This is a genomic window from Hungatella sp. (assembly GCF_046966825.1).
The window spans coordinates 1-11424 of record NZ_JBKVCZ010000183.1; the positions used below are offsets into that span (position 1 = coordinate 1).

The 11424-nt window shown below is 52.5% G+C and carries 11 protein-coding genes and 2 pseudogenes; 12 read left to right on the forward strand and 1 reads right to left on the reverse strand.

Translation table 11 applies throughout. From position 1 onward, the window contains the following. From ACLTD4_RS30785 to ACLTD4_RS30835, 11 genes and pseudogenes are all read left to right on the forward strand, one after another. Positions 1–537, forward strand: a pseudogene (locus ACLTD4_RS30785) (ABC transporter ATP-binding protein); the annotation flags it as partial. Further along, the gene (locus tag ACLTD4_RS30790; protein WP_117622273.1) at positions 470–1510 is read left to right on the forward strand and encodes an ABC transporter permease; all 1041 of its coding nucleotides are present in this window, start codon (positions 470–472) and stop codon (positions 1508–1510) included. The pseudogene ACLTD4_RS30785 and the gene ACLTD4_RS30790, both read left to right, overlap by 68 nt. Positions 1511–1626: 116 nt before the next feature. Beyond that, positions 1627–2316 carry a response regulator transcription factor gene (locus tag ACLTD4_RS30795; RefSeq protein WP_412331821.1) on the forward strand — a complete coding sequence of 230 codons (690 nt, stop codon included), beginning with the start codon at positions 1627–1629 and terminating at the stop codon, positions 2314–2316. Beyond that, positions 2313–3530: a HAMP domain-containing sensor histidine kinase gene (locus ACLTD4_RS30800; RefSeq protein WP_320961161.1), complete on the forward strand. Its 1218-nt coding sequence runs from the start codon at positions 2313–2315 to the stop codon at positions 3528–3530. Before ACLTD4_RS30795 ends, ACLTD4_RS30800 begins: the two co-directional genes overlap by 4 nt. A gap of 273 nt (positions 3531–3803) precedes the next feature. Then, positions 3804–5453 (forward strand): ABC transporter substrate-binding protein, encoded by a 1650-nt coding sequence (locus ACLTD4_RS30805; RefSeq protein ID WP_321005788.1) that lies wholly within the window; start codon positions 3804–3806, stop codon positions 5451–5453. Between the two features lie 6 nt (positions 5454–5459). Then, entirely contained in the window at positions 5460–6425 is a 966-nt protein-coding gene (locus ACLTD4_RS30810; protein WP_320923548.1) for an ABC transporter permease, read from the forward strand. Continuing rightward, on the forward strand, positions 6422–7225 hold the full coding sequence (locus ACLTD4_RS30815) for an ABC transporter permease (RefSeq protein WP_321005789.1): 804 nt from the start codon (positions 6422–6424) through the stop codon (positions 7223–7225). Before ACLTD4_RS30810 ends, ACLTD4_RS30815 begins: the two co-directional genes overlap by 4 nt. A gap of 63 nt (positions 7226–7288) precedes the next feature. After that, positions 7289–7630: an ATP-binding cassette domain-containing protein gene (locus ACLTD4_RS30820; protein ID WP_412331822.1), complete on the forward strand. Its 342-nt coding sequence runs from the start codon at positions 7289–7291 to the stop codon at positions 7628–7630. Between the two features lie 31 nt (positions 7631–7661). Further along, positions 7662–8681, forward strand: a complete 1020-nt coding sequence (locus ACLTD4_RS30825; RefSeq protein ID WP_412331823.1) for an oligopeptide/dipeptide ABC transporter ATP-binding protein — start codon at positions 7662–7664, stop codon at positions 8679–8681. 2 nt (positions 8682–8683) lie between these two features. Next, complete coding sequence (locus ACLTD4_RS30830; protein ID WP_412331824.1) at positions 8684–8935, forward strand: hypothetical protein; 252 nt, start codon at positions 8684–8686, stop codon at positions 8933–8935. Beyond that, positions 8936–9475, forward strand: coding sequence for an FmdE family protein (locus ACLTD4_RS30835; protein WP_320923550.1), 540 nt, complete (start codon positions 8936–8938; stop codon positions 9473–9475). It abuts the gene before it with no gap. A 93-nt stretch (positions 9476–9568) separates the two neighbouring features. On the opposite strand, the gene ACLTD4_RS30840 is transcribed toward ACLTD4_RS30835, so the two are convergent. Next, positions 9569–10411 carry a DegV family protein gene (locus tag ACLTD4_RS30840; protein ID WP_055655140.1) on the reverse strand — a complete coding sequence of 281 codons (843 nt, stop codon included), beginning with the start codon at positions 10409–10411 and terminating at the stop codon, positions 9569–9571. Positions 10412–10743: 332 nt separating this feature from the next. Here ACLTD4_RS30840 and ACLTD4_RS30845 point away from each other — a divergent pair. Next, positions 10744–11424 (forward strand): annotated as a pseudogene (locus tag ACLTD4_RS30845) (zinc ribbon domain-containing protein); the annotation flags it as partial.

Here is an 11424-nt window from a genome sequence, read left to right on the forward strand (position 1 = left end):
ATTATGGATGAACCGACGCTGGGAATCGATCCGGAGGGGATGAGAGAACTCATGTTTTTAATCCGGAGCCTGGCGGAGGAGGATGGCCGGACCATTCTGATCTCGTCGCATCAGCTCTACCAGATTCAGCAGGTGTGCGACCGCGTGGGCCTTTTTGTAGAGGGGCAGCTGATTGCCTGCGGAAGGATTGACGATCTGGCCGGGCAGATGCGCCGGGAGGGACATTACGTGCTGGAGGCCGCGGCTATCCCGGACGACAGGGGCTTTAAAGAGCTTCTGGAGCACTTGGGAAATGTGGAGGAAATAGAGCGAAGCGGGGATTTCTATGTGATCTATTCCAGCTCGGACTTAAGCCGTGAACTGAACCGAAGGGCACTGGAGGGCGGCTACAGCCTGTGCCATTTGAGGCAGAGGGGAAATGATCTGGATGAGATCTACCGCACGTATTTTGAGAAAGGAGAGAAGGGAAATGGCAGTCTCAATCAAAGGAAAAGTAAAGGCTTCCTTTCTTTCGGCAGGGAACAGCGCCAGGGATAGGAGTGACGGTGCGGGCGGAGGCGTCCGTTCGGGAATGAGCGGCATGGGCGCCTTATACCGCAAGGAGATGTCGGACCATATTCACAGCAAACGGTTCCTGATCGTACTGCTCTTAATCCTTTTAACCAGCTGTGCCAGCATTTACGGAGCGCTTTCCAGCCTCTCCTCGGAGACGGCGTCTGACTCCGGCTACATCTTTTTAAAACTGTTTACATTGAGCGGGAATTCCATTCCTTCGTTCACCTCGTTTATTGCGCTTTTAGGCCCATTTGTCGGTCTGGCGCTTGGCTTTGACGCCATCAACAGCGAGCGCTCGGAAGGAACCTTAAACCGCCTTGTGGCCCAGCCGATTTACCGGGATGCGGTCATTAACGGCAAGTTTCTGGCCGGAGCCACCATCATCTTTCTGATGGTCTTCTCCATGGGACTGATCGCAGGAGCGGTGGGGCTGCTGGCCACGGGAATCCCGCCATCGGGGGAGGAACTGGGACGGGTGCTCGTCCTGCTGTTCTTTACTTCCGTCTATATTTGTTTCTGGCTGGCGCTCTCCATCCTGTTCTCCGTGCTGTGCCGCCATGCGGCCACATCGGCCATGGTGGTGATTGCGCTGTGGATCTTTTTCGCCCTGTTTATGACGCTGGTCGTCAGCATTGCAGCCAACGTGCTTTACCCCATGGGGCAGACGGCGACCGCATCGCAGATTCTGGCCAATTATAACTGCCAGATGAATTTGAACCGGCTCTCCCCGTACTATCTGTACAGTGAGGCGGTATCGACCATCATGAATCCGCAGGTGCGCTCCACCAACATCATACTTCCGCAGCAGCTGTCGGGCGCTATAAACGGATACCTGTCCCTGGGACAGAGTCTGCTGCTGGTATGGCCGCACCTGACGGGCCTGCTGGCATTGACCGCCGTAGTCTTTGCCGTCTCCTATATCAGCTTTATGAGAAAGGAAATCCGGGGACGGTAGGGCGATAAAACGCTGTTTTGTGAATTATCTGTAAAATCCATCGGTGTTCTCTTGCATTCTCCGTAGAATTGAGAGAGAATACAGATGGATTTTTCTGTTATAAGGAGATGAAAAAAATGCGTGTACTGATCGTGGAAGACAACCGGCGGCTGGCGGAATCCATCCGTGATATCCTGAAACACTGGTATGGCTGTGATATCTGCGGGGACGGGAATACAGGATACTTTTTGCTCACGGACGGCGGTTATGACGCGGCCGTGCTGGACCTGATGCTGCCGGGAATGGACGGGATCACACTGCTTAAGAAGGCCCGAAAGAGCGGCTGTTCCGTTCCCGTGCTGATTCTTACTGCAAAGAGCGAGATCGACGACCGGGTGCTGGGGCTGGAGAGCGGAGCCGATTATTACCTGACAAAGCCCTTTGACATGCAGGAGCTGCTGGCCGTGATGAAGACGATATTACGGCGCCGGGGAGAGGTTATCCCGGAATGCCTGAGCCTGGGCAATATATCGCTGAATCAGGCGGACTATACGTTAAGTGGGCCGGAAAAAAGCATCCGGCTGGGTAAGAAGGAGTATGACCTCCTCCGGATCCTTTTCGTGAACCGCGACATGGTAGTTTCCAAGGAGACGCTCCTTTCGAAGATCTGGGGCAGCGACGGCGAGGCGGTCGATAACAATGTGGAGATATACATCTCATTTCTGAGAAAGAAGCTGGAGTTTTTGAATGCGGATGTGGTGATTGTGACCATCCGCAGACTGGGATACCGGATCATGGAGAAGAATGGAGGAGGCGGACGGGAATGAAGGAGATAAGCAGGCTTCGGATGAAATTTATCTGCTATAACATGCTGATCGTGACGGCGGTCATCGGGATTACCTTCTGTGCGGTGGCATTTGTCATGGAGAAACGGGTCAGCGCGCAGGGAAGGCTGGCGCTGGCGAAGGTGGTGTCGCAGGAGGAGCATCCCTTGATCTTCACCACCCGTTCGCCTGCGCAGACGCCGTATTTCTCCGTTATGGTGGGGGAGGATGGCATGGTGACGCCGTGGGAAGGCGGCTATGAAGCATTTCCGGGACAGGAATTCTTAGAGGAGATGGCATTTTTGGGAATGGCCGGCGAGGAGGATATGGGGCTTCTGGAGGGCTACCATCTCCGGTATCTGCGGGTCAGCCGCCCCACCGGATATATGATCGCGTTTGCCGACACCTCCTATGAGGACACCCTGCGAAACGGTGTTATGCAGTACGGAGGCCTGGCCTGCGCCGGTATCTGGATCGGTTTCCTGGTACTGTCCTACTTCTTTTCCCGATGGGCCGTCAAGCCGGTGGAAGAGTCCATACGGATGCAGAAGCAGTTTGTGGCCGACGCCTCCCATGAACTGAAGACGCCTCTGACGGTGATTACGGCTAACACCGAGCTGCTTCAGGAACAGTATACAGGCATATCCACTGAGGCGGATAAATGGCTGGAGCACATCCTTCAGGAATGCAGGGAGATGCGTTTCCTGGTGGAGAGTCTGCTCCTGCTTGCAAAAAATGACGCCCTCACGCCGAAGAAGGGGACCTTCCATCTCTTCAGCCTGAGCGATCTGGTGATGGAAAAGGTGCTGACCTTTGAACCGGTTTTCTATCAGGAGGAAAAGCAGCTGGAGTATCAGCTGGACGAGGAGGTGCAGATGCTGGGCGATCCGGATCAGGTGGGACAGCTGGTCAAGGCACTTTTAGACAACGCGGTGAAATACTCCCTTCCCAAAGGGAAAACCGTGGTGAGGCTGGAGACGGCAGGCAGAAAACGGGCAAAGCTCTGGGTGAACAGCCAGGGAGAACCCATACCGGAAGAAAAACGTTCTCTGATCTTCCGGCGTTTCTACAGAGGAGACAGCGCCAGAAGCAGCTGCAGCGGCTACGGCCTGGGACTGGCTATCGCCGCGGAGACGGCTGGAAAACACAGAGCAAAGATTGGAGTGGAATACCGGGATGGAATGAACTGTTTCTATTTGACCGTGAGAAGAAGATGAGAGAGGAGGGAAATCCGCCTCTCTCTTTTTAGGCAAACGATTGTGTAAAAATTCTGGAAAGTTTGACTAATCTATGATAAACTATTCCTAACGTCATCATGAAGATGAAGCTTAATACCATGAAGGATATCGCACCGCTTTGCAGGTGCCTGCTTTCGTGGCTTTTTTTATGTCAGGCGGAACGGTCCGGTGAGACGGGCCTTTCATCATAATCGCCGCAGTAAAGACAGCTGGGAAGGGTACAAATACAGGAGAGATAAGATGGAGGAAGCAATGAGATCAAGAAAATTAGTGAGCTTTATGTTTGGAGCCATGATGGCGATGGCCGCGGTAACCGGCTGCGGAAAGCAGGGGACGCCGGCGGCGGGGACGTCGGTACAGGCGTCAGAATCAGTGAGTCATACAGAACAGGCCGCTGAGGCGGAGAACGGGGATACGGCAGGCCGGACGAAACAGGGCCATCTGGTGGAGACGCTCAAGCTGGCGGGAGGGACGGACTGGGGAGCTCCCAGCCCTTATTTAAACGCATCCCGCGGCCCGGGAAGCGCCAAGATGAATCTGGTGTTTGCAAGCCTGATCGACGAAGATGAGACGGGAGATATTCCATGGCTTGCCCAGTCCTGGGAAATGAACGGCAGTGACTATACGTTTACCCTGTTTCCCGATACAAAATTCCACGACGGTACGCCTCTGACGACAGAGGATGTCGCCTTTACCATAGACTATTTCAGGGAACACCCGCCGGTATCCAACTCGCTGGGAGCGGGAGACAGCTTCCTGATCGACCATTACACCGTTGTGGACGACCGCACGATTACCATCACGGTAAAAGAGGCCGCTGCGGATACGCTGAGCAGCATCGGTTCGTTTGTGATTATTCCCAGACACGTGTGGGAGAAGGTGGAAGATCCGAACACCTACACGGGCGACGGATATTTGACGGGCAGCGGAGCATACCGGTGTACCGCCTATGACGGGGCCACCGGAAGCTATGAATTCACCGCGTTCGATGACTTCAAGGGTGGAAAACCGGCAGCCGACCGCGTGCTGTTTGTTCCTGTCAGCGATCCCCTTCTGGCATTTGAAAATCACGAGATCGACATCACCGGCATGCCGGCTGATTTAAAGGATAAATACTTAAGCGATCCGGGGATCGGTGTGGTGGAAAAAGCCAATGACATGGGTTACAAGCTCCTGATTAATTTTGAAAAATGTCCCGGTTTTCTCGATCTGGACCAGAGAAAGGCTGTGTATGCGGCCCTGGACCGTCAGGCGGTCGTGGACAAGGTATTCCGCGGAGCCGGAAGCGTGGGAAGCGCGGGATACGTTCCGCAGGGAAGCCTTTATTACAACGATCACCTTGTGGCCTACCCATACGATCCGGAAAAAGCGAAGTCCGCACTGGAGAGTAAAAACTATGAAGTGACCCTTCTGGCGGCCGACAGCGGCTCCGATGTGGATATAGCAGAGCTTATCAAACAGGATTTGGAGGCGGCCGGTGTAAAAGTGACGGTTGCAGCCTACGATTCGGCTTCCCGTGATGAGATGGTCAATGCGGGAAACTATGAATTTGCGCTGGTAGGCAATGGCGGCTGGGGCAATAATCCGCCGAAATATATGAGAACCATTTTCTCCGACCGTTCGAAGAATAAGGGAGGTAATCCGCACAGCATGGGACCGATCGGCTACAGCAGCGATGAGATCACGAAGCTGGCCGAGGACCAGATGAAGGAAGTGGATTTCGAGGCCCGCAGACAGATGTTTCAGGATCTGGAGTATCTGGTCAGCGAGGAAGTCCCGCTGATCGTCATTGCAAATCAGTCCTCCTACTCCATGTACCGCAAGGATTATTACGACGGCTGGATGAAGACGTACGCGTATCAGCAGACGGAACAGACCCGTCTGTCCTACATGGAAAGATAAACGTTTATGAGAAAACGAATCACACTATTTATCTGTACCTTTCTGGTGATTTACCTGTTTGACTTTTTCATTCCACGCCTGATGCCGGGAGATCCGCTTCTGTATACCTCATCGGTTTCCGGCGAGGACATGGATACCGAGTATTCGAAAGAGCAGCTGGATCAGATGAGGGCGTATTACGGCCTGGATCAGCCGCTCGCTGAGCAGCTGGCACAGACAGTCAGGAAAAATCTGACCGGAGATCTTGGATTGAGCATCCATTACAAAAAGCCGGTGACTACTGTGCTCAAGGAACGCCTGCCCTGGAGCCTTTCTGTCATGGGCGTGTCGTTAATTCTGAGCCTGGTGACCGGTACGGCGCTGGCGCTGTTTGGAATGCAGAAAAAAAGGATCGACCGGGCGGCCTTTCGGATATTATCTGCCCTTACGGAGGTGCCCGCCTATTTAGTCGGGCTGCTGCTCTTATTTCTGGTGGCGGCAAAGGTTTCATGGCTGCCTCTGTCGGGCGGGGCGACGGCATTTGCCAGATACGAGACGGGCGGGGAGAAGGCGTGGGATCTGATCTCCCATGGCTTTCTGCCGGTGCTGTCCCTCGTTATTGTGATGTTTCCCGGATTTTACTTCACGGCGAGAGCCAGCTTCCTGGAGGTGATGTCGAAACCGTATCTCATGAATGCCAGGGCCAAGGGGCTGAAAGCGGGAAGAATCCGCTGGAGCTACATATTCAGAAACGGTATGACGCCGATCGTGGTTCGTTTTTTCCTGAATGTCGGAACCGCGGTTGGCGGTACGCTGCTGATCGAAAATGTATTTGCTTATCCGGGGCTGGGGCTGGTGATGCGGGAAGCCGTGCGGTACAGGGACTATACGATGATACAGGGATTTTTTCTGCTGTCAACGGTTCTGGTGCTCACCAGCCTGTTTCTGGCGGACGTGCTGAACGCAGGGATTGACCGGGAGGAATTAAGATGAAACGAATCAGAAGGTATTTCATCCTCCTGCTTCTTCTGGCAGCGGTCTGCCTGTATGGCCTGACGCTGTATCCCCACAGCCCGGTTAAGTCTTCCGGCGCCTCCCTCGAAGCGCCGTCGGCCATCCACTTTCTGGGAACGGACAACCTGGGAATCGATATTTTTGCCCAGCTGTCGAAGGGCTTTTATCTGAGCATGATGACGGGAGTGACAGCGGCCGCCTGCTCCTTTACCGCAGGCGGACTGTTCGGCGTATGTGCGGGATACTGCGGAAAAAGGACTGATGCGGTCCTCTCCTTTATTACCAATGTGTTTCTGTCTGTTCCGCAGCTTCCGGTTATGATTGTGATCGGAGCGTTCTGGGGACAGAGTATCTGGAATATCATTCTGATCGTCTCGGCCTTCTCCTGGGCATCCATTGCAAAACAGGTGCGCGCCAAGGTGATGTCCGTAAAGAACAGGAAATACGTGGTGCTGGCAAAGAGCTACGGCGCCAGTCCGTGGTATATTGTGAGAAAGCATATGCTGGGTGAAATACTTCCGCTGCTCTTAGTCAATGCGGCTGCAGTTACCGGCAGGACCATCATCCAGGAGTCTTCCCTGGCGTATCTGGGGCTGTCCGATCCCCTGGCGAAGTCCTGGGGGCTGATGATACAGAATGCATCCTCCTTTACGGGAATCTATTTCACCGATTACTGGACGTGGTGGCTGATCCCGCCGGTGGCAATGCTGGTGCTCACAATTCTCTGCTTAAGGCTGTTGTCACAGGCTCTGGAGGAGTGGCTGCTGCGGGAGGAATGAGACGGGAAATGAGAAATTAACAGGAACAGAGCAGCAAAAACATAAATATAAAATGAGGGAAATATGAGTGAAGTTCTGAATGAAATTCTGAATGTACAAGGTCTGACTGTGGAATATCCCGGATTTACGCTGGGCCCATGCTCTTTTTCCATGAAGAGAGGGGAGATTCTGGCGGCAGCCGGAGAGTCGGGAAGCGGCAAGACGACGCTGGCCCGGGCGCTGTCCCGTCTGCTGGAGGAGGAAGCGGCTGTGGCGGGTGAGGTGGTCATAGCCGGCAGTTCCCTGTATGAGAAGAAAGAGGAGGAAGTGCACGGATCTGATGGAACTGTTTTCCATCGTCTTTCAGAATTCGGGAGAATGGCTGAATCCCTCCATGAGGCTGAGAGCAGCCTGGGGAAACGCTGATTAAAAATATCCGCCAGAGCACTGGGAGCGCATGAAAACACTGATGGAAATGGTGGGGCTGGAGGAAACGGACTTAGAGCGCTACCCGGACCAGCTATCCGGAGGGATGGCGCAGAAGTTTTTACTGGCCAATGCTATGGCACTGACACCTGAAATGGTGATTTTAGATGAGCCGACCAGTTCCATGGATGCCAATTCCAGAAAAGCGTTTATCGATCTGATCCGCAGGATTAACCGGGAACACGGGACTGCATTTCTGATCATCACCCATGATCTGCGCCTGGCCAGAGAGCTGAGCAGCAGGATTATGATCCTGTACGGAGGCATGGTGGAAGAGGCGGGACTGACGGAAAAGGTTCTGGAGCGGCCGAAGCATCCCTACACCCAGGGGCTCTTAAGAGCCTCCATGGATTTAAATCTCCTGAAGGATATCTGGGGGATCAGGCCGGCTGAGGAAGAGGGGCTGGGAGGCTGTCCGTTTTTCGGAAGATGCTGTCAGAGACTGGATATCTGCCGGACGAAAAGGCCTTCTCTCACGGAAAACGGCGATGGCTGGCAGGTAGCCTGCAACCGGGGCGGGATTGTAACGCTGCTGGAAGCGCAGCACATCGGTAAGCGGTATGGGAAGCAGGACGTACTGCGGGACGCCAGTCTGGAGATAGAACACGGAGAGTTTATCTCCCTGGTAGGAAAATCAGGCGTTGGGAAGACGACGCTTTCCAGAATACTCGGCGGATATATGGATGAATTTGAAGGAAATGTGCTCTATGACGGTAAAATCGCCGACTATAAACAGCTTCATAAGAGCAGTCATGGTGTCCAGATGGTATTTCAGGACAGCAATGAATCCGTGAATCCCTCCATGACTGTCCGGGAAGCGGTAAGCGAGCCTTTATTTCTGTCCGGCCAGGCTGACGCAGATACGGTGAAGGACCGGATCGAACAGGCGCTTCGTGATGTGGGACTGCCGTCTGAGGCGCATTTTCTCAATACCAGAGTGAAGAAGCTGTCAGGAGGGAGAAACAGAGAATCTGTATCGCAAGGGCGCTGACTATGGAACCGGCGCTGATGATTGCGGACGAGCCAACTTCCATGCTGGATCCGTCGAGCAAGGCCAATGTGCTGCGTTTTCTGAAGGGGCTTCAGAACAGCAGAGGATTCAGCATACTGATGGTGACTCACGATTTAACCTGCGCGGCGAAGGTATCAGACCGCATTTATCTGTTAAAGAATGGAAGACTGCAGCCGTTTGTCCCTGTTGCGGACCGGATTGAGTGCAGTATTTATCAAATGGAGGAATTTTAAATGAACGCAGAAGAGAAGAAAGAATTATGGGAACAGTGTGCAAAATTTCATGGTCACGTGTGCGGCGGACTGACAATCGGATATAAAGCGGCCTTATACGCAATGGAGCTTTTGGAACTGGGATTTTCCGAGGACGAGGAAGTGGTATGTATTTCCGAGAATGACGCCTGCGGCGTGGACGCTATCCAGGTGGTGCTGGGATGCAGCATTGGAAAGGGGAATCTGCTGTTTCATATGAGGGGAAAGCAGGCGTTTTCCTTTTATAACCGGAAAACAGGGAAGTCCGTCCGTCTGGTGTTAAGAGAACGTCCGGATTTTGCGTCGAAGGAAGAGTCTTTTGCGTATCTTCAGAAGAGGGAACCGGAAGACTTATTTGACGTGAAAGAGGCTGTCTGCCATATTCCGGAAAGGGCCAGGCTGTTCCGGTCCTGTCCCTGCGACTGCTGCAAAGAGACCACCGCGGAACACATGATGCGGCTTCAGGACGGAAAGAAGCTTTGCCTGGACTGCTGGAAAGAGTATGACAGGTTCCGGGTCTAGAACAGAAAAATACAATGCCATGACAACAGGCCATACCGGTAATCCGGCGCCTGCTGTCATGGCATTTTTTATGCTGTCACTCTTATGCGTGTTTTATAATTTAAGCGCGCCAATCCCAACCAATCCGGGACCGGTATGCACGGCCAGAGAGGCAGTTATGGCCTTTTCCATGATCAGCGTTCCCTGGGGAATACCGGCGAGCAGTTTCGGCCGCAGTTCTTCAGCCGCTTCTTTTCCATCACCGTTTAAGAGGGCGGTGAGGCAGGGGCCGTCGCCCGCGAAGGCCTTTACTTCCGCCAGAAGTCTGGAAAGTCCCTGTCTGGAACCCCGGATTTTGGCGACTGTATAGTAGACACCTTCTTCATTACAGGAGATAATCGGCTTTAAATTCAGCATGCTGCCTACGACTGAGGTGACAAGCCCGATCCGGCCGCCTTTGCGCAGATAGGTCAGTGTATCCATGTAATAAAATATTTTGCATTCCTTCACTTTCTTAGGCAGTGCCTCGGTCAGCTCATCATAACTCATGCCTTCCTCCAGCTTCATAGCCGCCCAGAGCGCCAGAATTCCCGCGCCGAAGGAGACACTTCTGGTATCCAGAACAAAGGAGGTCAGATCCTGTTCTTCACCGAGCACGTGGCTGACCGTATTATACGTACCGCTAAGGCCGCTGGAAATGGAAAATGCCAGCACATGAGTATAGCCCTCCGCTTTTATTTCCTCCACCATATTTTTAACGTCCTGTGGACTTGGCGTGGAGGTAGAGGGGATCTCCTTTGGAAATCTCTGATAAATCGTTTCCGGAAAAATATCAACTCCGTCAACGTAATCCTTCTCCGGGTAAATAATGTGAAGGGGCATAACCTTCATATGATATTTTTGAACCAGCTCGTCAGAAACGTCACAGCCGGAATCAATCAAAATAGCAGTCTTCATATTGGAACCTCTATATGTAGTAATCAAAACTATATAATCCAGTATCTCATAAGAATGCCGCTGTGTCAATAAAATCTTCCTGTTTTTCTGCATTTCTGTCCATATAATTCTCTAATTTGCAAGAGAAACTTAATACTTCCCCGCCAGCGAATATAGTATACTTAATATCAATGCCGGGCAGACATGCCTGTTCATTCCTTTGGCGGCTGCCGCGGCGGCGAATATTCCGCCGCTTATGGTGAAATATGATTTTATTACTTACGGTAAGACAGGACTTTATTATGATAGAAGCATTCAGATTACACATGGAATAATACGAAAGGATTGATGGTATGATCTGCCCGAAATGTGGACATGAAACATCAGGAAACTACTGCAATAACTGCGGAGAACCGCTGAGCACCGATTATTTAATGGAATCGGCTGAGGAATATGAGATAAGAAAACGGCTGTCAGAGGAGTTGGCAGGCCTGGAAGAACAGGCCGCCGCAAGCACAACGCCGGTTATGGAAGAACAAAAGAGCCGGGGGGATTGGACGGTTAAGAGCGAGCGATCAGAGGAAAAGCTTTTAGCGGAAGAATGGTTAAACACAGAGGAACCGCCATTTATAAAAGAACGAATGGAGAGTGATGGCGAGGCGTATGTGGACGATGGAACGAATGCGGACAATAGAATGTATATGGGCAATGGTTCATATTTGGATAACCGGTATGATACAGATGATCCGGAATTTTTGGCTGGACAGTCATATGGAGACGACCAATCCTACGCAGATGATCGAGTATATGCGGACGACCAGCCTTTTATAGACAACCAGCCTTTTACAGACGACCAGCCTTTTACAGACGACCAGCCCTATACAGACAACCAGTCACTCACAGAATCCCAGTCTTTCAATCCGGCGAAATCAATCATCGGAGCACTGGCCCTTCTAAAGAGTCGTCATCTTACAGAAGCCTCTTTCAATGCGGAAGATCAGCAGTCCTATGAGAACCAGACTGGTGATACCAAC

What these genes read in the sequence shown, in the direction of transcription:
- ACLTD4_RS30790 (WP_117622273.1), top strand. Translation starts at nt 470, where the DNA reads ATGGCAGTCTCAATCAAAGGAAAAGTAAAGGCTTCCTTTCTTTCGGCA.
- ACLTD4_RS30795 (WP_412331821.1), top strand. Translation starts at nt 1,627, where the DNA reads ATGCGTGTACTGATCGTGGAAGACAACCGGCGGCTGGCGGAATCCATC.
- ACLTD4_RS30800 (WP_320961161.1), top strand. Translation starts at nt 2,313, where the DNA reads ATGAAGGAGATAAGCAGGCTTCGGATGAAATTTATCTGCTATAACATG.
- ACLTD4_RS30805 (WP_321005788.1), top strand. Translation starts at nt 3,804, where the DNA reads ATGAGATCAAGAAAATTAGTGAGCTTTATGTTTGGAGCCATGATGGCG.
- ACLTD4_RS30810 (WP_320923548.1), top strand. Translation starts at nt 5,460, where the DNA reads ATGAGAAAACGAATCACACTATTTATCTGTACCTTTCTGGTGATTTAC.
- ACLTD4_RS30815 (WP_321005789.1), top strand. Translation starts at nt 6,422, where the DNA reads ATGAAACGAATCAGAAGGTATTTCATCCTCCTGCTTCTTCTGGCAGCG.
- ACLTD4_RS30820 (WP_412331822.1), top strand. Translation starts at nt 7,289, where the DNA reads ATGAGTGAAGTTCTGAATGAAATTCTGAATGTACAAGGTCTGACTGTG.
- ACLTD4_RS30825 (WP_412331823.1), top strand. Translation starts at nt 7,662, where the DNA reads ATGAAAACACTGATGGAAATGGTGGGGCTGGAGGAAACGGACTTAGAG.
- ACLTD4_RS30830 (WP_412331824.1), top strand. Translation starts at nt 8,684, where the DNA reads ATGGAACCGGCGCTGATGATTGCGGACGAGCCAACTTCCATGCTGGAT.
- ACLTD4_RS30835 (WP_320923550.1), top strand. Translation starts at nt 8,936, where the DNA reads ATGAACGCAGAAGAGAAGAAAGAATTATGGGAACAGTGTGCAAAATTT.
- ACLTD4_RS30840 (WP_055655140.1), bottom strand. Translation starts at nt 10,411, where the DNA reads ATGAAGACTGCTATTTTGATTGATTCCGGCTGTGACGTTTCTGACGAG.